The sequence below is a fragment of the Streptomyces sp. NRRL F-5727 genome (assembly GCF_000719555.1).
Taxonomy (GTDB): Bacteria; Actinomycetota; Actinomycetes; order Streptomycetales; family Streptomycetaceae; genus Streptomyces.
Window position 1 is genome coordinate 218,040 of record NZ_JOGX01000001.1, and the last position, 19,957, is coordinate 237,996.

Here is a 19,957-nt window from a genome sequence, read left to right on the forward strand (position 1 = left end):
CCAGTATTGATTTCCGGACGACCCCGGTCCTACGCTCTGGCCACCTCCGCGCCTGTCTTTCGGAGCCCGTCGTCAAGACCCGGCATCCGCTGAGCGGTTGATGCTCACAGCCCTTCCAGACCCTTTGGGACCACCTGTGCCTGCGACCTCCTCGCCCGTCCGCTTCGACCCCGCCCGAGGTCTCGCCGTCCTGCGGACACCCAACAGCGTCTACGTCATACGTGTCGGCTCCGACGGCAGCCCACGGCATGTGTACTGGGGCGCCGCACTCGACACCGACGACCTGGCCGCGCTGCCCGCCGCGCACTCCCCCGCCGACAGCAGCTTCGAGGCCGACGCCGACCCGGACGAACTCGCCCCGCAGAGCGGTGCGCGCTTCGGACCGGCAGGACTCCAGGTGCGCTACGCCGACGGCACCCGCGGCGCCCAGTGGACCTTCACCGGACACGACATCGAGGGCGGCAAGCTGCTCCTGCGCCTGACCGACCGCCGCTACCCGCTCGCCGCCGAACTGGTCTACCGCGTACGGCCCGACAGCGACGTGATCGAGCGCTGGGTGGAGCTCACCCACACCGGAGGCGACGACTCGGGACCGATCACCGTCGACCGGCTCGACTCGGCCTCCTGGACGCTCCCCACCCTGCCCGACTACCGGCTCACCCACCTCGTCGGCGGCTGGAACAGCGAGTTCCAGCTGCGCCGTGACCGCCTCCCCGTCGCCGAGACCGTCCTCACCAGCCGCCGCGGCCTCACCAGCCACCATGCCAACCCGTGGCTCGCCCTCGACGACGGAACCGCCACCGAGGAGCGCGGCGAGGTCTGGACCACCGCTCTGGCCTGGAGCGGAAGCTGGCGCGTCACCGTGCACCGCGACCCGGTCGGCCGCACCACCTGGACCGGCGGGTTCGGCCACGACGGACTGAGCTGGACCCTGGCCCCCGGCGAGACCCTGCGCACGCCGGTCTTCGCCGGCCTCTACACCCCCGGCGGGTTCGGCGCCGCGAGCCGCGCCTGGCACACGTACGTCCGGGGCGGCGTACTCCCCGACCCCGACCGCGACCGCCCCGTCGTCTACAACTCGTGGGAGGCCACCGGCTTCGACGTCGACCACGACGGCCAACTGCGACTGGCCGAACTCGCCGCGGGGCTGGGCGCCGAACTCTTCGTCCTCGACGACGGCTGGTTCGGCGCCCGCACCAGCGACCGGGCCGGCCTCGGCGACTGGACACCCCGGCCCTCGGCCTTCCCGGACGGCCTGCGCCCGCTGGCCGACGAGGTGCACCGCCTGGGCATGGCCTTCGGCCTGTGGGTCGAACCCGAGATGGTCAACCGCGACAGCGACCTCTACCGCGCCCACCCCGACTGGGTCGTCCACGCCCCCTCGCGGGAGGCCACCGAGCAGCGCAACCAGCTCATGCTCAACTTCGCCCGTCCCGAGGTGGAGGCATGGGCCCACCACACCCTGGACCGGCTGGTCCGCGAGAACGACGTCGACTGGCTCAAGTGGGACGCCAACCGGGTCGTCACCGAAGCCGGATGGCCCGGCCAACGTGACCCCGACCGGCTCTGGATCGACCACACCCGCGCCGTGTACCGCGTCATGGACCGCCTCCGCGCCGACCACCCGCGCCTGCGGATCGAGGCGTGCGCGGGCGGCGGCGGCCGGGTCGACCTCGGCATCCTCGCCCGCACCGACCAGGCGTGGACCTCCGACAACACCGACCCCGTCGACCGGATCACCATCCAGCACGGCTTCAGCCAGCTCTTCCCCGCCCAGACCATGGCCACCTGGGTCACCGACAGCCCCAACGTCACCACCGGCCGCACCACTCCCCTGCGCTTCCGCTTCCACGTCGCCGCGGCCGGAGCGCTCGGCCTCGGCGGAGACCTCACCCACTGGTCCGAAGAAGAACTCGACCAGGCGGCGGCGCTCGTCGCGCGCTACAAGGAGATCCGCCCGCTCGTCCAGCGCGGCCACCAGCACCGCCTCAGCGGCCCCGGCGGCGTGACGGCCGTGCACTACATCTCAGAGGACAGCACCGAACACGCCGTCCTCGCCTGGCGACCCACCACCCGCTTCGGCCACCACTCCCCCGCACTCGCCCTGCCGGCCCTGGACCCCACCGCCCGCTACCTGGACCCGGACGAGGGCACCACGTACAGCGGCGCCGTCCTGACCCGCCTGGGCATCGACCTTGCCCTGCCCGACGGCGACTACGCCAGCAGCCTGATCAGGCTCCGCCGGGTCGGCTGACAGCCACCCACCGCGTCCCGGTGATCGACCCGATCACCGCGGGGCACCCGGCCACCACCACCTCTTCCAGAAGGACGGCGATGCGTCGCACACCTGCGAGTTCCGCTGGGGAACCGGGTGCGTCGACGGCGACCACGGCACCCGGCGCCGGCGGCACCCCGCGTCGATCGAGCGGGATCCCAGGGATGGCGGGAAGGTCCAGACGGAGCCCGCCCGCTGCCCGGATTCGTCCTGGACGTCACCCGCACGGGCGGCGACGTCCTCGCCCATGCCTACCGCTGGACCGACACCGGTACGGAACACCTCGATCTCGGCTCCCTGGGGATCAGCCTCCCGATCCGGGACCTCTACGACTCCGCCGCCTCCGCCCTCTCGGAAGCAGTCCGCACCCAGAGACTCCCGCGACCAGCCGACCGGCTGGTCGCCACCCTCGACACCCGCCCCGCAAAGGACCGAGAACATGACCACACCCCACGTCCTGGTCGTCGGCATCGACGGCGTCCGCCTCGACCTGCTACCGCTTGTCCACACCCCCCACCTCGACGGACTCACCGACGCCGGCTTCCTCGCCCCCGTCCACATCGACGAGGCCACACCGACGATGTCGGGCCCCTGCTGGGCGACCATCGTCACCGGCGTCGGGGTGGCCAAGCACGGCGTCTGGGGCAACCGGCTGGACGGCAACCGCCTTGACGTCTTCCCGGACTTCACCACCCGCCTGGCCGCCGAGCACAACCGACGCACCTTCGTGGCCGGCGGCTGGGCCCCGCTCTTCCTCGCCCAGCAGGGCGGTCCGCTCTTCACCGCGCCCAGCAGACTCGCCTACGTCGCGCCCAGGGCGGACACCCCCTCGGCCTGGGAGGAGTGCGACGAGGCCGTGACCGCCGAGGCCGCACGGGTGCTCGGCTCCGGCGAGGACGTGGACGCGTGCTTCGTCTACCTCGGTTCCCCCGACGAGACCGCCCACTTCCTCGGCTGCGGCCCCGAGTACAGGGAAGCGGTCGAGGCGGCCGACCGGCGCCTCGGACAGCTCCTCACCGCCCTGCGGGAACGGCCCGACGCCTCGGCCGAGGCATGGACCGTCATCGTCGTCACCGACCACGGCCACCGCGACGAAGGCGGCCACGGCGGCCGCAGCACACCGGAACGCACCGCCTGGATCGCCACGAGCGGCCCCGGCATCACCCCCGCGGACACGCCGGAAAGCCTGCGCCACGCCGATGTCGCCGCCCACACCTACGCGGCCCTGGGCATCACGCCCGACCCCCACTGGACACTCGACGGACGCCCCTTCCCTTCTCTCGCACCGCAGACCGTCTGAAACGACCGGCCAGCAAGCGGTTCCGGGGCGTCACCCCGACCGCCGACCGGGAAAGGAGCCGGTTGAACCACCGTCCGACGGCCCGGAGAAGGCATGTCCGAGAGCAGGTCGTCCTCCTGCGGCGCGGTAAGTGCTGGGGCTTCGGCCCCTGTGGCGCTTGAACGCGGCGCTGAAGCCGAAGGCGTCCGCATAGCCGACGGACCTGGCGATCTGCGCTATGCCGAGGTCGGTGTCGGACAGCAGCGCCTCGGCCTCGTCCATGCGGCATTCGGTCACATAGGAAAGGGGCGGGCAGCCCATGAGATGGGTGAAGCGCCTGGCGAACAGCGCCCGGGAGACACCGGCCCGAGCGGCCAGGGCGGCCACCGTCCAGGGCTCGGCGGGCCGGTCGTGGAAGGATTTCAGGGCGGGCGCGAGGACCGGGTCGGCGAGGCCCCGGTACCAGCTGGGCGCGTCGGCACCCGCCTTGTCGAACCAGGTACGCAACGTGCACACCAGCGCCCAGTCGAGGAGCCGGTCCATCATCGCCTGCGAACCGGCCGAGAGACGGGCGGCGTCGGCGGCGGCCGTCTCCAGCCAGGCACAGACCTCGGCGTCCTCCTCGACCACCAGGACGGCCGGCAGCGCACGCAGCAGCCGTTCGTGACGGTGGCCCGAGGCACGGTAAGCGCCCACGATCAGCGCAGTCGCCTCCTCCGATTCGGCGCCCCACCGAATACCGCCGAGCTCCTGGGCGCCGCACCCGGCGCCCTCGGAGAAACAGGAGATCTCGTACGCGACGTGGGAGCTCTGCAGGGTGGCCGGGTGGTCCACGAGGTGGAAGGGTCCGGGGCCGCGCACGACGGCGGTGTGTCCCGCGCCCATCGTCCGTTCCGTTCCGTCGGGGAGCGCCAGGACACCTCCGCCTCGCATCACGCTGATCATGGTGAGCAGCGCGTCGTCGGCGAAGCGGACGGCCCACGGCACCGTCAACACGGCGTGGCTGACGACCGACCCCTCGGCACGGATGCCGCTCAGCAGCGAACTCAGAGGATCCATGGGAAGCACCGTAGACGATCTCCTATGTTTCGGAGCGGTTCTCCCATGGATCATCTACGTCGTCGCGGCTGAACTGGACACGTACATCGGACCGCCGAAACAGCCGGGAGACACCGTGACGCAGCACCACAGCCGTACCAGGACAGCCCTCGTCGTCGTCGCGCACCACCGCACCGATTCCCTCACCGCGCACACGGCCCGCCGTTGCACCGCCCTCCTGGAAGCCGCCGGCTACCGCGTCGACCTGCTGGACCTGCACGCCGAGGGGTTCGACCCCCGGATGAACACGGCGGACCAGCCGGACTGGGGCAACCGGGAGAAGCGGTACTCGGAAGAGGTGCACGCCCACATGCAGCGCATCCTCGACGCCGATGTCGTCGTCGCCGTCTTCCCGGTGTACTGGCAGAGCGTGCCCGCCGTCCTCAAGGGCTGGATCGACCGCGTGTGGAACTACGGGTTCGCCTACGGCCGCAGCAAGCCCCGCCTCGCGGGCAAGCGCATCCTGTGGCTGGGCCTGGCCGGCGCCACCGCCGACGATCCGATCGTGGCCGGCATGCAGACCGTCCTCGAAACCAACCTGAACGAGGGCATCGCTTCCTACTGCGGCTTCTCCCGCTCCACCGTCGGCCTGCTCACCGACGCGGAGGAGCGCCCTCAGCGCGTCGACGCCGACGGCAATCTCCTGGTGGGCGACGTGATTACGGGCGCGGAGCGCGAGGCGCAGTACACGGCTTTCGACCGGCGCACGCGGGAGTTCGTGGCGGCCTTCGTCGCCGAGGAACTCGCAGCGGCCTGACCGCGAGCGGCGTATGGCCGTGAGTCAGGGAGCGTACGGCCCGGGGCCACGGCGAAGCCGGCGACAACGGCTCCGGCGCCGCCCCTGCTCGGACGCCGTCCGCGGTGCAAGCAGCACTTGCCGGTGGCCCGGCCGGCCTGCCGGCCGGGCCACCGGGGGCGCGTCAGTGTGATCTGCTCGTGAAGGCGGCGGCGTTCAGTTCGGCCGGCAGCACCTCGTGCAGCCGCTGCCATGCATTTTTCCAGCGCCGCCGCCGAACGGAGACGGCGTCCTCCGGGACGGGGGCGAAGTCGAGGCGCAGTCGGCGTCCAGCCGGCCGCGCAACCCGCACGTGTCCCTCTTTTCGCGACAGACCAGACGCTAGCGAAACCTCCCTTGGAGCCGGGGGATTCGACAAAGCACGCCCTGCACCCGACCAGCCCTGGGCGTGACACGCTGACCAGACCGGTCTGCTTCACCTACTCGCCACCGGAGGGCAAGGTTCACGGATGCCCGAGGCGTCACCTTGCCGCGGAACGCGTCCGGAACGGACCCCGCCGCGATGGGTTGTCAGGTACACCCTCAGCTCCTACAGTGCACCGAGCCGGGACTGGGAGCGCTCCCACGCCGGTGACGTTCCCGTCATCACTTCACCCACTTCTTCGATCACCACTGTCGATCACTCTTTGAGGGAGGCTCCCGCATGCCAGCGTCACCGCACCGCCTCAGCACCCCTCGTGGCCTGCTCGCCGTGTTGCTCATCGCCCTGGCCACGGTCGCGGCACTCATGACCGCCGCGCCGGTGGCCCGGGCCGACACGCTGATCTGCGAGCAGTACGGCTCGACCACGATCCAGGGCCGCTATGTGGTCCAGAACAACCGCTGGGGCACCGCCGCCGCCCAGTGCGTCACCGCCACCGACACCGGCTTCCGGGTGACCCGGGCCGACGGGGGCGTGCCCACCAACGGCGCCCCCAAGTCGTACCCCTCGGTCTTCAACGGCTGTCACTACACGAACTGTTCGCCGGGGACCAAGCTCCCCGCGCAGGTCAGCGGTATCGCCACGGCGCCGAGCAGCATCTCGTACGGCTACGTCGCCGACGCGACGTACAACGCCTCGTACGACATCTGGCTGGACCCCACGCCCAGGACCGACGGGGTGAACCGGACCGAGATCATGATCTGGTTCAACAAGGTCGGCCCGGTCCAGCCGATCGGCTCACAGGTCGGCACCGCCACCGTCGGCGGGCGCGGCTGGCAGGTGTGGACGGGCAGCAACGGGGCCAACGACGTCATCTCCTTCGTCGCCCCGTCGGCCATCCCCAGCTGGGACTTCGACGTCATGGACTTCGTCCGGGAGACCGTCTCGCGCGGCATGGCCCAGAACAACTGGTACCTGACGAGCGTCCAGGCCGGCTTCGAGCCGTGGCAGAACGGCACCGGGCTGACCGTCCACTCCTTCTCCTCCGCGGTGAACCTCGGCGCACCCGGCACCGGCGAGCCGGGCCCCGGCCCTGCGACGGCCTGCAAGGTGACGTACGCGCCGAACGTCTGGACCGGCGGCTTCACGGCCGGAGTCACGATCGCCAACACCGGTTCGGCTCCGGTCGACAACTGGACGCTGTCCTTCGCCCTGCCCTCCGGACAGCGCATCACCCAGGCGTGGAACGCCACCGTCCCCACGGCCTCCGGGACCGTGACGGCGACCGGGCTCGCGCACAACGCGCGGATCGAGGCCGGAGCCAGTCAGACGTTCGGCTTCCAGGGTACGTACAGCGGCGGGTTCGCCGCGCCGTCCGGGTTCAGCCTCAACGGCACCGCCTGCGTATGACCTGATCCGCGGCCGGTCCGGCCCTGATCCGCCGGACCCGCCCGGCCGCCCGCGCGCCCGACCGGCGCGGCGCCTCCCCAGATCGCCTGGCCCCTCCGGCGGAGTCCCGCCCCGGAAGGGCCAGGCGCACCATCGCACGACACCGCACCGCACCGCACCGCACCGCACCGCACCGCACCGCAAGAGGAGACACTCCCCACCCACACACAGGAGAAACAATGGCTGGACGCAAGAGACGACTTGCTTCCCTGGCTGCCGTACTCGCGACCCTGCTCGGTGGAATCGGCCTGGCGTTACTCGGCCAGGGCAGCGCGCAGGCGCATGGTGTCACGATGACACCGGGCTCGCGCACGTACCTCTGCTGGCTGGACGCCAAGACCAGCACCGGCTCTCTGGACCCGACGAACCCGGCGTGCAAGGCGGCGCTCAGCGAGAGCGGCCCGAACTCGCTGTACAACTGGTTCGCCGTACTCGACTCCCACGCGGGTGGGCGCGGCCCCGGTTACGTCCCGGGCGGAAAGCTGTGCAGCGCCGGCGACCGGTCGCCGTACAACTTCACCGGGTACAACGCCGCCCGCTCCGACTGGCCCCGTACGCACCTGACGTCCGGGAGCACGATCCAGGTCAAGCACAGCAATTGGGCCGCGCACCCCGGCTCCTTCAGGGTGTACCTCTCCAAGCCCGGCTACGTGCCCAGCTCCGAACTGGGCTGGGACGACCTGGAACTCATCCAGACCGTCACCGACCCGCCGCAGTCGGGGTCGCCGGGCACGGACGGAGGCCACTACCACTGGGATCTGAAACTGCCCGAGGGCCGTTCGGGTGACGCGGTGATGTTCATCCAGTGGGTGCGCTCGGACAGCCAGGAGAACTTCTTCTCCTGCTCCGACATCGTCTTCGACGGCGGCAACGGCGAAGTGACCGGCATCCGCGGCTCGGTCGGCACCCCCACCCCGACTCCGACCCCGACCCCGATTCCCACGCCGACCGACCCGCACACCGGGTGCATGGCCGTCTACAGCGTGACCAACTCCTGGAACGGCGGCTTCCAGGGTTCCGTAGAGGTCATGAACCACGGTACGACAGCGCGTGACGGCTGGGCGGTGAAGTGGACGCCCGGCGCCGCCACCCGGATCAGCAGCCTCTGGAACGGCGCGCTGACCACCGGTTCCGACGGCACGGTCACGGTCAGGAACGTCGACTACAACCGGACCATCCCGCCGGACGGCAGCGTCACCTTCGGGTTCACCGCGACTTCGACCGGCAACAACCATCCGGTCGGCTCCGTCGTCTGCGTCAACCCTTAGCACCGCCGCCGGAGCGCGGCGCCGGTTCCCGCCGGCAGGGAACCGGCGCTGCCCGCCTCGTGGCCACGGCCGTTGCGTACGGACGGCCCGCGGAAGCCCTCGGAGAACATCCTGCAGAGTTGCAGCCCCAGGAAGCTCGGGTTCTTCTGAGCGCCTCTCGGCCCCCTCATCCGGCCGCCGGCGGGGGCTCGTGTCGGTGGGGTGATCAGCACGGCGAGACGGTGATCACCTGGTCCGGTCGAGCACGTACGTGAACAACCTGTCCAGTTGCTGTGCGGCGATGTGCGTGAGGGACGCGTCGCGCAGCGCGCGGCGGGCGGTGTCCAGCTGCCGGCGTGCTTCGTCGCGGGTCGCGGTCCGCCCGCCCAGCTCCTCCACGAGTGCCGCGACATGTGCGGCGGCCTCGTGGTCGAGGAGCTGGGGAGGGTCGAGCAGCGCCGCCAGCTCGCGCGAGGCCCGGCCTCCACCGGCCAGTGCGGCGAGCATCGGGAAGGTCTTCTTGCCCCTGCGCAGGTCGGCGTGGACGGGCTTGCCGGTCACCGTGGGGTCACCCCAGATACCGAGGATGTCGTCCACCGCCTGGAAGGCGAGGCCGAGATGACGGCCCGCCCGTTCGAGCGCGTGCACGGTCCGGTCGGGGGCGCCGCCGAGGACGGCGCCGAGCGCAATGGCGCAGCCCAGCAGGGCGCCGGTCTTGTGCTCGGCCATCGACCGGTACTGCTCCAGTCCGACCGCGCCGGGGCCGCACCACGCACGGCTTTCGAAGCGCAGGTCCTGCGCCTGGCCGGACACCAGCACGTTCAGGGTCCGGCAGAGGCAGCGGACCGCGGACGCCGCGTGCCGGCCCGGGGCCTCGGCCAAGGTGGTCACGGCCTGGGCGAGCAGCGCGTCACCTGCGAGAACGGCCGGTCCGGTCCCGTATGCCTTCCACACCGCCGGGCGCTGCCGACGCAGGGCGTCGCCGTCCATGATGTCGTCGTGGAGGAGCGAGAAGGTGTGCACGAGTTCGACGGCCACGGCACCGGGTACGGCCTCCGCGCCCTCGGCCCCGACCGCCTCGGCCCCGAGCACGGCGAGCGCCTGGCGCACTCCCTTGCCCTCGGATCCGCCGGGATCCGGCGTACCGACCCTGTCGGACCAGCCCAGCGCGTACGCCGCCATCTCACCGGTCCACGGATGGAGGCTGCCCACCGCCTCTACCAGCGCGGGTCGGACGAGGTCACGGCAACGCTCCAGGACACGGGTCGGCGCCGCGTCGTGGTGGACGTCATGACAGGCATCGTCACCCCTCTCGCGATCAGTGGCGTGAGCATGAGAGGACCGCACCGTGGCCACGACCGCGACGCCCGGCGAGGACGGCGTCGGGACGGCGCTCACCGCAGGCCCTCCACGTCGGCGGCCTGAAGCGCCTCGGCCCCGACCGACGGCAGCACGGGCCCTGCGGCGCCCTGCTCGCGGCCGCTGTGGTCCGGGAGCGGCCCGACCCCCAGTTCGACCGCTGCCTTGTCCACCATGTCCCGGGCATGCCGCAGCCCGATACGGTCCAGCGTCGAGCGCAGTTCCGCCAGGTCCGCGGCCGTGTGCGCGGCGTCGCGGCCCAGACGGGCGGAGGCCTTGACCAGCCCCAGTCGCGACAGCGCCGTCCCGCGCGGCTCGTCCATCTCCTGGAACTCCTCAAGGGCCAGCGCGTACATCTCACGGGCCTGCTCGTAGCGGCCCGCCCGGTACAGGACGTTTCCGCGCATCTTGTGGTTGTAGGCGAGCGCGCTGGAAAGCCGCATCTCGCGGCATGCCTGCTCCGCCTGGGACAGCAACGACAGGGCGCGTTCCGCGTCGGCGTCGCGCACCGACACCACGTCCGCGATGCCGCGCAGCGCCCAGGCCCACCCGCGCCGGTCCTCGGCTCGGAACGCCGTGTCGGCCGCCTCCTCGAACAGGGCCAGGGCCTCGTCGTATGCGCCGGTGTTGCGGTGCATCTGCGCGATGCCCTCCAGCGCCCACACCGTGTGACGGGCCTCGCCTCGGCGACGGGCCTCGGCGAGCAGCTGCTCGTGCAGCCTCCTCACCGCCGCGTAGTCGCCCTGGATGCGCCCGGTCTCGGCCAGCCCCGCCAGTGAGTAGCCGCGCACGACGACGTCACCACCCCGCTCGCCCGTCTCGGCGGCCAGCCGCAGCAAACGGTACGCCAGCCTGAACGCACCCCGCTGTCGGGCCAGCGTGCCGCCGCTCCACAGAGCCCACGCCATGGCCCCCTCGTGGCCGGCCGAACGCGCCGCCCGGTAGCTCGCCTTCCACGCCCGGTCGGCCTCCTCGACGCGCCCGAGCCTGCGGCATGCCTCCGCCACGGCCAGCCCGCAGCGCGCCTCCTCCCTCCGGTCCCCGGCCCGTTCGGCCGTCCGCAGCTCCTCCATGGCCCGGGCCAGCACCTCGGGCAGTGAGGCGTTCACCGACAACGATTCGAGAGCCCCCTGGTACTCCGGCGCCGACGCCTTCGCCCGCCTCGTCCTGCTCACCTGACCTGCCATCACACCCTCCTCGCGTCGACTCGACGATCAAGCCGACACGGGAACCAAGACGGCGACCGCAGGCCGAGGTTCCCTCTCGGTCGAGAAGTCCCCCTCCCTATGGACGCGGGATCGTCCTCAAGTGCTACGCGGCTGTCGACGACTCGTCAGCGGGATGTACACCCGCGGTGCCGACCCGGCCTGCTCGACGGATGCGCCGCACGCCGGCGCCGACGTACTCCTCGGCCCTCGGGCGTCCGGCCCGTGACGGAGCGCGACCGACCGCACATGGCAGGTCTCGGTTCCGCACGCGGGCTACCGCCAGGAGTATCTCCGCCCCATCCCGCTGGACGACGTGGCGGTACCGGAGCAGGCCACGGAGCGGGCGAAGAAGCAGGTAGGCCCTGGTCGCGGCCAGGAACGCAGGCGGGGGCGCGTTCGAAGAGGAGGGGATCCCGGCTCCCGGCGCCCACGCCCTGGCGACGCCTTCGGGCCGGGTGCGGGGTCGATGAGATGCGGGCGTCGTGCCCTCCGGGCAGAGTGGGGAGGGACGTGTTCGTACCGGAGTGGTCCCCTGGGGTCCCGCGGGCTGGAGACGGGGACGGAGTGATACGAGGATTGTCGTGACGTCGGAGTGATCGATGTTCCGCAGACGGCCGGCCGGCAACAGCGAGGACCTGCTGGTCCGGCTCGCGTCGCTGACCGCCAAGGCTCGGGAACTGGCCGAGACGCAGCGTTCACGTGTCGAGCTCGCGGTGGCCCTGCAGCGCGGCATGCTGCCCTCGGAGCTGCCCAGTGTTCCGGGCGCCCGGCTGGCCGTGCGCTACGAGCCCGCCAACCACGGGCTCAACGTCGGCGGTGACTGGTACGACGCCTTCTCCCTGCCCGGCGGGCAGATCGGCATGTCCATCGGCGACGTCCAGGGGCACAACATCGAGGCCGCCGCCTTCATGGGACAGGTCCGCGTGGCACTGCGCGCGCTGGCCTCCGTCACCGCGGACCCGGGAGAGCTGCTCGGTCGTACCAACGACCTGCTGATCTCCATGGGCGCCGACCTCTTCGCCACCTGCACCTTCCTGCGGCTCGACCCGGCTGCCGGCACCCTGGAGTGCGCCCGGGCCGGACACATCCCCCACATCTGGGCCACCGCCGACGGCCGCTCCGGCATCGACGACAGCGAGGGAGGGCCTCCGCTCGGTGTGCTCCGCGGCGTCGACTACCCGGCCACGCGTCACCGGCTCACGGCCGACGGTGTCTTCGTCCTCCTGACCGACGGGGTGGTGGAGGGGCCCTCGCTCCACATCGACGAGGGTCTGGACCGGGTGGCGCGGCTCGCCGGGATCACCGCCGTCGCCGGGCTGGACGTCGACGCGCTCGCCACCGCCGTCATGAAGCTGGCGGCCACGGTGGGGCACGAGGACGACGCGGCCGTCCTGGTCGTCGGCCATGACGGTGGTCCGGCCCGGTCGACGGCCGGGGGGTGAAGGGGGCTCGCCCCGGGTCTGCCCGCCCCGGTTCGGGCCGTACCCCGGGCCGGTCGGGACTCCACCAGCCGGTCCGGACGGCGTCCGGACCGGACTCGTGCCGTGAGGCGACGCCCGACACGCAGGGTGCCGTGCCTGGTCGTGACGGCCCGGCCGGTGTCTGATGGCTGGCGTGTGGGATATTCGGCGGCTCCGGCCCCTTACCGAGGCGGCGCTGACTTCGCTGGCCGTGGCGGTCTGCTACTACGCGGCCGGACGGCTCGGCCTGATGGGCCGCCTCGTCGTCGACGGCGTGGTGTTCACCCCCATCTGGCCGCCCACCGGCGTGGCCGTCGCCGCGCTGCTGCTGCTCGGCGCGCGGGTCTGGCCCGGGATCGCCCTCGGCTCCTTCCTCGTCATCGCCTCCCTCACCGCTCCGGGGCCCACCACAGTGGTCACCGTGGCGAGCAACACCGTCGCGCCGCTCTGCGCCTTCCTGCTGCTGAGACGGGCGGGCTTCCGGCGCGACATGGCACGGCTGCGGGACGGACTCTCCCTGGTCTTCCTCGGCGGGTTCGGCGCCATGCTGATCAGCGCGACCGCGGGCGTCGGACTGCAGGTGGCGAAGGGCTCCCTGGACAGGAGCGAGTTCTGGCCCGTCTGGCTGGCCTGGTGGGTGGGCGACACGATGGGGGTGCTGCTCGTCGCCCCCCTCCTGCTCGTCCTCGCGGGGCCGGCCGGACGGTTCCGGGTACGGCGCTGGAAGGAGGCGGCCTTCCTGGGGCTGACGACCCTGGTCCTCATGCCCATGGCGGTGCTCAGCCCGATGAGCATGCTCTTCCTCGTCTTCCCCCTGCTGATCTGGGCAGCGCTCCGCTTCCAGCTCGCCGGAGGCGTGCTGTGCGCGCTCTTCGCCTCCGTGCTCACCACCTTCGAGGCGACCGCCGGGCGGGGCGCGTTCCTCCACCTGTCGGACGTCGAGATCATGGTCAAGCTCCAGGCGTTCAATGGTTCCGCCGCCCTGACCGCGCTGCTCCTCGCCTCCGTCATCACCGAGCAGCGTGCGACCCGCCGTTCGGTGCGCCGCGCCTGCGAGGAACTGGCGGAGGTCCTGGAGCACCTCGCGGCGGGCGAGCCCGCCGCCGGTTCCCCGCCCGAGCCCACCGAGAGCCGGTCGGCCCCACCCGGCGGACACCGGGATCCATGACCCTCCGCGTCCGTGACGGCTCCGCTCCACGGTGGCTGCGGCGCAGGCGGGGGACCGTGGCGATCAGCAGCTCATGCCGTCGGAACGGTGTCCTGGCAGCGGACGGGCGTCGGTGCCCGGAGCGAGAACCGGGCCGGCTGGTCGATCCCGGTCGGGGTCGTCGGTCGCCTCCACCTCCAGGACCAGGCACTGCGCCGGGTCCAGCAGCGGGGCCACCAGGCCCAGGTCGGTGAGGACGGCGCCGCGGGCGCGAAGCGTGCCCTGGGCGATCCAGGGGACGGCGGTACTCGGGTGGGCCTGGGTGAAGGGGAACTCCGGGCGGACCGTGACGGTGTAGGTCAGCTCCCGAGCGAGGCCCGGGAGGCGGAGGCGGGGTGGGACCGAGTCCGTCGACGCGGTGAGCTGGGCGAGGGTGAAGAGGGCGTGGCGGCGGTCTTCGGAGACGACGCCGTGGAGCCAGGCCGCCGGGTCCGGGTGGTCGGCGTGCACGGTGGTGCCGGTGTGGAGTAGGGGGCGGAGGCGTTTGTGGAGGCGTACCCACGTCTCCAGTCGGGTCAGCTCGTCGTCGGGGCAGCGGGTGAGGTCCCATTCGATGCCGGCGTGGCCGTACAGGGCGGTCGCGAGGCGGGTGGCCAGGGAGGTGACGCGGCCGGTGGTGTGGGCGCGGGCCTCGCCGACGTGGGAGCCGATGAGTTCCGGTGGGACGAGCAGGCCGGTCCAGCGCTGGATCGACTGGCGTTCGAGGGGGTCGTTGGTGTCGGAGGCCCAGACGCGGTCGGTGCGTTCCAGGATGCCGTAGTCGATGCGGGCGCCGCCCGAGGAGCAGGACTCGATCTCCAGCCCGGGGTGGCGGTCGCGGAGTTCGTCGAGGAGGCGGTAGACGGCCGCCGTCTGGGCGTGGACTCCCGCGGCACCGTCGTGGACCGCTTCCAGCAGGTCGCGGTTGTGGTCCCACTTGAGGTAGGCGATGTCGTACGCGTCGATCAGCGTGTGCAGGCGGGCGGCGATGTGGGCGTACGCCTCGGGGTGCGCCAGGTCGAGGACCTGCTGGTTGCGGGCGGCCGGGGCGGGCCGGCCGGGGGCCGTGAGCAGCCAGTCGGGGTGGGCGCGGGCCAGGTCGGAGTCGGGGTTGACCATCTCCGGCTCGACCCAGAGGCCGAACTGCATGCCGAGTTCCCCGACCCGGTCGACGAGCGGGTGCAGGCCGTCGGGCCAGATCCGGGCGTCGACGGTCCAGTCGCCGAGGCCCGCGCTGTCGTCGCGGCGGCCGGTGAACCAGCCGTCGTCGAGGACGAAGCGTTCCACGCCGACGGCGGCGGCGCGTTCGGCCAGGTCGGTGAGGGTGTCGAGGCGGTGGTCGAAGTAGACCGCCTCCCAGGTGTTGAGCGTCACCGGCCGTGGCGTACGGGGGTGGCCGGGGCGTGCCCGGAGGTGCCGGTGCAGGCGGTCGGACAGGCCGTCGAGTCCGGCGTCCGACCAGGCGAAGTACGTCCAGGGGGTTTGGTGGGACTCACCCGGGGCGATACGGATCTCGCCGGGGCCCAGGAGCTCGCCGCCGCCGAGGACGGGACGGTGCTCGGGGACGCGCTCCGCGTAGTGGAGGTGGTTGCCGCTCCAGCCGGTGTGCACGGCCCACACCTGGCCGTGCCGGAAGCCGAAGCCCGGCCGGCCGACGGCGAGGAGGCCGGTGGCGTCGTGGCCGGTGCGGCCCCGGCGCGATGCGCGCAGGGTGAGGCCGTGGTTCAGCGGGCCGCGCTGCGGGCGGCGTTCGTTGGCCCAGCGGCCGGTGAAGTCGAGGACTTCGGTCGCCTGGTCGCCGGCCGGGAGCAGGCATGCCGCGGAGTCGAGGGTGAAGGTGCCGGGGCCGTCGTTGCCCAGGGTGTGCCGGATTCTGATGACGCCGAAGCGGTCCATCTCGATGTCCGTGCGGACGGTCACGGCGGCGGCCCGGTCGGCGGCCGTGATCCGGAGGTGTCCGCCGGCCTCTTCCGCGGGGACGAGGGCCACGGGCTCGGTGAGCTCCAGGCGGAGGTGCGGGTGGGCTCCGTCGCGGTGCCCGGTGAGGGCGGGGCGTCCGGTCCAGCCGTCTGCCTGCTGCGGGAGGAGCCGCAGGGGGACCGGCTGGTCCACGGAGGCGACCGGCCGTCCGGGGGTGAGGGCGAGGAGCAGCTCGTGCGGGTCGCCGAGGTCGCCGGGGTCGGCGCCCCAGTGCAGGACGGCGGGGACGCCGGGGCCCGAGGTGTCGAGGACGAGGGCGGACCCGGCCGCGGCGAGCACGGCCAGGTCCCGGTGGTGCGAGGTCATGCGCGGGTTCTCTCCGGTGGGACGGTGCTACAGGCCGATGACGGTGAGGTCGGCGCAGGAGGTCCAGGGCTGGCCGTTGACCTCGGAGAGGGCGCGGAACCTCACGTACCGGCCGGTGGTGGCGGGGAAGCGTACGGTCTTCAGGGTGGCGTCCGCGGCGAACGTACCGCCGGCTACCGGGCTCCCCCAGTTCGTGCCGTCGGCGGAGACGGAGAACTCGTACGCGCCGACCCAGCCGTTCTCGTATCCGTCCTGGCGCGGCAGGTACGTGAACCCGGAGACGGTGTGGGCGGCCTTCATGTCGAGCTGGATCTCGTGCGGGCAGGCGGGGTCCGGGTCGGTGTCCGACCAGCGCGTGTGCCAGAAGGTGGACATGGTGCCGTCCAGGACGTTGGTGGCGGGGGTGTTCTCGGCGCTGAGCTCCTGGCTGTCGGCGTAGGCCACGGTCCAGCCGGTGCGGGGCAGGACGTGCGGGCCGCCGCCGTCGATCTGGACGTTGAAGTGGCTGGTGCCGTTCATCGTGAGGGCGAGGGTGAGCGTGCTGGTGGCGGCGTCCCAGGTCTCCGTCCTCGTGTACGGGCGGGTCATGCCCGGGTAGTCGTCGAAGGTCACGCGCGGCCGGCCGCCGTTCCAGGTGCCGACGACGGCCAGCGTGACGTCGCGGACGTCACGGGAGGTCTGGTCCGGGAGGATGCGGTTGCCGACGGTGGTGATCGTTCCGTCCGCGTTGACGACGGGGTCGCCGGCGGCGTCGAGGCGCGGTGCCATGTGGTTCTGGCCGAAGGCGACGGTGTCGGCCTGGTCGGCGACCTGGGAGAGGGCGTCGGTGAGGTCGAGGCGGTAGTTGAAGACGTGGACGCCGAGGTTGTTCGGGTTCTCCTGGATGACCACGCTGGTGTGCTCGTCGGAACTGATGGTCACCTGCGCACCGGGCACGTTGGTCAGCGGGATGACCGAGGCGGTCTTCCGCTGCTCGAACATGACCGGATTGGTGTAGTACCACTGCGTGTGCGTGCCGTCGGAGCGGACCACCCAGCCGTTGCCGGTGCTGGCGAAGCCCGGGGAGACGCTGTCGTAGTAGCTGGTCGGCTGCTTGGTGGTGATCGTGGTGAAGGCCGCGTGGTCGGCGGTCGGCATGGTGGTCGGCACGAGCGGCGGCAGGCCGTAGCGTCCGTCGACGGCCATCGCGTTGTTGACCGATCGGTTCCAGCCCGGGGTGGAGTAGGCGGCCATGCCCTTGGCCAGGACCTGGGGCTGGGCGGCGACCTGGGAGCGGGTCGGGATCTGGATCCAGCCGTTCAGGACGCCCTGCAGGACGGGGTAGACGCCGAACTGTGCTCCCGCGTAGCGGTGTCCGAGAGCGCCGTTGGTGAAGTACGAGGCTTCCGCGAGGAAACAGGTCGCCCCCTGGGACAGGTCGCGCACGATCGACTGGACCTGCAGGCCCTGCGGGTACTGGAGGATGAACTTCCAGTCCTGCCAGCCCTCGCCGCCGGGGAAGACGCCCTTGCCGTCCAGGCCCCACTTCCACCAGTCGGTCGACGAGCCCCAGTTGCCGATGTAGCCGGTGAGCCACAGGCCCTTGATGAGGGCGTCGGTGCTGTCGGTGGCGAAGGACTCCTTGTTCATGAGGACCAGGTTCTTGGCGTTCGCCTTCATGGCCGGCAGGAACCGGGCGTTGTTCTGCATGTAGTCGAGCATCATGCCGTGGGTGCCGTAGATGTTGGTGTCGGTCCAGAAGAAGAACATGCCCTGCTCACCGACGAGGTGGAACAGGTCGATCAGGTAGTCGCTCTGGTCGATGCCGTTGTACAGCTCCGCCGCGTTGAGACCGACGAAGGTCCTCGGGTGGGTCTGCGCCCACGTACGCCACTTGTGCGCCGGGATGGCCCGCGTGCCCGTGGCGCCCTGGGCGACCTGCACGGTCACCGGGATACCGGCGGCCTCTGCGGCGTCGAGCCGGGCCTGGATCCAGTCGGTCGCGGCCGGCACGTCGTGGATCTCGCTGCCGGGGATGAGGTTGACGTAGCAGTACGGCTTGAGGCCGTCCGGAACCGTGCTCCACAGCTGCGCCAGGGTGCCCTGGTACGGCTCGTCGCTCTGCCCGAGGTTGATGAGGTGCGCGGGGTGCGTCGCGTCGATGGTGGCGCGCAGGACGGCGCCGGGCCGGACCTCGGTCGAGGCGGATCGGCCCGCTTCCGGCGTCGCGGCGGCGGCCGTGCCGCCGAGGCCGAGAAGGCCGGAGCCCGCCGCGCCCGCGCCGATGGCCGCGATCGTCCTGAGGAGCTGCCTGCGCCCCGGTCCGCCGACTCCGCCGGCGTGGCCCGCGTCGTTCCCCGCTGCCGGGTTCTCGCGCTCTGCCACCGCTGCCTCCTGCGTCTCATGGGCCCGCCCCGGGGCCATGTCCTGGTGAAGTAGCGGCAACGTAGGCGACACACGTGAGTGACTGAAAGAGTTCGGGAACCCGTCTGGGCGGGCCTTCATATCTCGGGGGTGGATCGGGGCGGAAGCGAGCCATCGCCCATCCGTGGACGGGTTCCGAAAGATCGGCACGATCGCTTTCGGAACCGTTGCAGGCCCGTCGGCACGTCCTCTACGTTCCTGCCACCCGGTTACGAAAGCCGGATTCGAAACCTCCTTGTCATACCGTCGGCCGCCGGTCCCTCGCGGGCGCCGGCCGACGGCCTCCGAAGAGAGCACTCCATGTTCAGGTTCGCCTCCGGTGACAGAGCCTCTGCGCGGACGACCACGGTGGCCTGCGCCGCGGCGCTGCACGCGCTGGGCGAGGCGACGATCAGCGAGCTGGCGAGCGCCACCGGGTTGTCCCGGCCGACGGTCAGGGACCGGCTGGCCGAGCTCCCGCACCTCGTGGAGGTCATCTCGGGGGCCGAGCACGGGGAGTCCCCGACGCCCGTCGGCGGCCGCCCCGCCTCCCGGTTCCGGTTCGGGGGCCGGCACGGCTTCGTGATCGGCGCCGAGATCGGCAAGCACGACGAGCGGATCCTCGTCTGCGACGTCGCCGGCCGGCTCCTCCACATCGGCCGTCACCACGACCCGGAGCCCCGCTCGGGGCGCGAACGGGTGAGGGCGTTCCGGGAGCGACTGGACCGCCTGGTGAACTCGCTGAAGACCACGCACGGCAGGTGGCTCGGTCTCGGCGTCGCACTCACCGGCGGAGTCGGCCCGGACGGACGGATCAGTTACGCCCCGCACTATCCGGACCTGCAGGGGCTGTCCCCCGCCGAGGCCGGGCTGGCCTTCGGAGACGTACCCCTGATCGTCGAGCACGACCTGAACGCCGCGGCGATCGCCGAGCACGCCTACGGCGCCGCTCGTGGTGCCGACACCTTCGCCCTGGCCCTGGCCTGGCACGAGGTGGCGGCCGGCGTCGTCGTGGAGGGACGCATCCAGCGGGGCAGCCGGAACCTGGCCGGGGAGCTCAACCTGATCGACGACGGCCCGGCCGCACCGGCGCACTGGGGCGACGTCGACTCGTTCCTGCCGGTCGTGGAGGCCGCCGACCGCGGCGATCCGGCCGCGCGGCACGATCTGGACGCGTTCGCCGCACGCGCAGCACGCCAGATCGCCTATCTGACCCTGGCCGTGGACCCCGAGCTCGTCGTCCTCGGTGGGCCGCTCGCCCACCGGCGAGCGCTCACCGACCGGATCGCGACGCGTTTACACACCCTGATGCGCAAGGCGTATCCGGTGAAGCTGGCAGTCACCGAGAACCCGACGTTCGGCCCGGCTCTCGGCTCACTCCAGCTCTCGCTCACCCATGCCTTCCACACCCTGCTCGGCGACCCCGCCTTCCCCGCGCGGATCGACGTGCGTCCACTGCAGCCGGGAGCGTACGACGCGGGCCGCGAGAACCACCGCGCCTCCACCGCCGCCGGTTGACCGGCGCGGACACCCGAGAGACTCCCCATCCCCCGCACCTCCTTCACCCCCAG

12 protein-coding genes and 1 pseudogene are annotated in these 19,957 nt (G+C 72.0%); 8 read left to right on the forward strand and 5 right to left on the reverse strand.

From position 1 onward, the window contains the following. Positions 1-136 precede the first annotated feature (136 nt). Together IF73_RS0101090 and IF73_RS0101100 are read left to right on the forward strand one after the other, a co-directional pair. Positions 137-2,254 (forward strand): alpha-galactosidase, encoded by a 2,118-nt coding sequence (locus tag IF73_RS0101090; RefSeq protein WP_031002377.1) that lies wholly within the window; start codon positions 137-139, stop codon positions 2,252-2,254. Between the two features lie 460 nt (positions 2,255-2,714). Further along, positions 2,715-3,575 (forward strand): alkaline phosphatase family protein, encoded by an 861-nt coding sequence (locus IF73_RS0101100; protein WP_031002381.1) that lies wholly within the window; start codon positions 2,715-2,717, stop codon positions 3,573-3,575. A 117-nt stretch (positions 3,576-3,692) separates the two neighbouring features. On the opposite strand, the pseudogene IF73_RS0101105 reads toward IF73_RS0101100, so the two are convergent. Further along, positions 3,693-4,613 (reverse strand): annotated as a pseudogene (locus tag IF73_RS0101105) (AraC family transcriptional regulator); the annotation flags it as partial. A gap of 115 nt (positions 4,614-4,728) precedes the next feature. On the opposite strand from IF73_RS0101105, the gene IF73_RS0101110 reads away from it, so the two are divergent. From IF73_RS0101110 to IF73_RS0101120, 3 genes are all read left to right on the forward strand, one after another. Next, complete coding sequence (locus IF73_RS0101110) at positions 4,729-5,409, forward strand: NAD(P)H oxidoreductase (RefSeq protein ID WP_031002385.1); 681 nt, start codon at positions 4,729-4,731, stop codon at positions 5,407-5,409. Between the two features lie 682 nt (positions 5,410-6,091). Further along, entirely contained in the window at positions 6,092-7,219 is a 1,128-nt protein-coding gene (locus tag IF73_RS0101115; protein ID WP_031002386.1) for a GH12 family glycosyl hydrolase domain-containing protein, read from the forward strand. Positions 7,220-7,437: 218 nt separating this feature from the next. Then, positions 7,438-8,526 carry a lytic polysaccharide monooxygenase gene (locus IF73_RS0101120; RefSeq protein ID WP_031002388.1) on the forward strand — a complete coding sequence of 363 codons (1,089 nt, stop codon included), beginning with the start codon at positions 7,438-7,440 and terminating at the stop codon, positions 8,524-8,526. 225 nt (positions 8,527-8,751) lie between these two features. Here the strand turns inward: IF73_RS0101120 and IF73_RS0101130 are convergent, their stop codons facing one another. Both IF73_RS0101130 and IF73_RS0101135 read right to left on the reverse strand, forming a co-directional pair. After that, positions 8,752-9,762 carry a polyprenyl synthetase family protein gene (locus tag IF73_RS0101130; RefSeq protein ID WP_051716476.1) on the reverse strand — a complete coding sequence of 337 codons (1,011 nt, stop codon included), beginning with the start codon at positions 9,760-9,762 and terminating at the stop codon, positions 8,752-8,754. A gap of 137 nt (positions 9,763-9,899) precedes the next feature. Beyond that, positions 9,900-11,051 (reverse strand): hypothetical protein, encoded by a 1,152-nt coding sequence (locus IF73_RS0101135; protein ID WP_031002392.1) that lies wholly within the window; start codon positions 11,049-11,051, stop codon positions 9,900-9,902. Between the two features lie 620 nt (positions 11,052-11,671). On the opposite strand from IF73_RS0101135, the gene IF73_RS0101140 reads away from it, so the two are divergent. Both IF73_RS0101140 and IF73_RS0101145 read left to right on the forward strand, forming a co-directional pair. Continuing rightward, the gene (locus IF73_RS0101140) at positions 11,672-12,514 is read left to right on the forward strand and encodes a PP2C family protein-serine/threonine phosphatase (RefSeq protein ID WP_031002394.1); all 843 of its coding nucleotides are present in this window, start codon (positions 11,672-11,674) and stop codon (positions 12,512-12,514) included. 163 nt (positions 12,515-12,677) lie between these two features. Next, complete coding sequence (locus tag IF73_RS0101145) at positions 12,678-13,700, forward strand: MASE1 domain-containing protein (RefSeq protein ID WP_051716461.1); 1,023 nt, start codon at positions 12,678-12,680, stop codon at positions 13,698-13,700. Between the two features lie 63 nt (positions 13,701-13,763). On the opposite strand, the gene IF73_RS0101150 is transcribed toward IF73_RS0101145, so the two are convergent. Beyond that, positions 13,764-16,004 carry an alpha-galactosidase gene (locus IF73_RS0101150; RefSeq protein ID WP_078867885.1) on the reverse strand — a complete coding sequence of 747 codons (2,241 nt, stop codon included), beginning with the start codon at positions 16,002-16,004 and terminating at the stop codon, positions 13,764-13,766. Positions 16,005-16,031: 27 nt separating this feature from the next. After that, a complete protein-coding gene (locus IF73_RS37345) occupies positions 16,032-18,368 on the reverse strand; it encodes a discoidin domain-containing protein (protein ID WP_037877941.1) in 2,337 nt (778 codons plus the stop codon). A gap of 339 nt (positions 18,369-18,707) precedes the next feature. On the opposite strand from IF73_RS37345, the gene IF73_RS0101165 reads away from it, so the two are divergent. Then, positions 18,708-19,904 carry an ROK family transcriptional regulator gene (locus IF73_RS0101165; RefSeq protein ID WP_078867886.1) on the forward strand — a complete coding sequence of 399 codons (1,197 nt, stop codon included), beginning with the start codon at positions 18,708-18,710 and terminating at the stop codon, positions 19,902-19,904. Positions 19,905-19,957 lie beyond the last annotated feature (53 nt).

Excerpts from the sequence above, each read along its gene's own strand:
- IF73_RS0101145 (WP_051716461.1), top strand. The coding sequence starts at position 12,678 with ATGGCTGGCGTGTGGGATATTCGGCGGCTCCGGCCCCTTACCGAGGCG.
- IF73_RS0101150 (WP_078867885.1), bottom strand. The coding sequence starts at position 16,004 with ATGACCTCGCACCACCGGGACCTGGCCGTGCTCGCCGCGGCCGGGTCC.
- IF73_RS0101100 (WP_031002381.1), top strand. The coding sequence starts at position 2,715 with ATGACCACACCCCACGTCCTGGTCGTCGGCATCGACGGCGTCCGCCTC.
- IF73_RS0101165 (WP_078867886.1), top strand. The coding sequence starts at position 18,708 with ATGTTCAGGTTCGCCTCCGGTGACAGAGCCTCTGCGCGGACGACCACG.
- IF73_RS0101135 (WP_031002392.1), bottom strand. The coding sequence starts at position 11,051 with ATGGCAGGTCAGGTGAGCAGGACGAGGCGGGCGAAGGCGTCGGCGCCG.
- IF73_RS0101140 (WP_031002394.1), top strand. The coding sequence starts at position 11,672 with ATGTTCCGCAGACGGCCGGCCGGCAACAGCGAGGACCTGCTGGTCCGG.
- IF73_RS0101115 (WP_031002386.1), top strand. The coding sequence starts at position 6,092 with ATGCCAGCGTCACCGCACCGCCTCAGCACCCCTCGTGGCCTGCTCGCC.
- IF73_RS0101120 (WP_031002388.1), top strand. The coding sequence starts at position 7,438 with ATGGCTGGACGCAAGAGACGACTTGCTTCCCTGGCTGCCGTACTCGCG.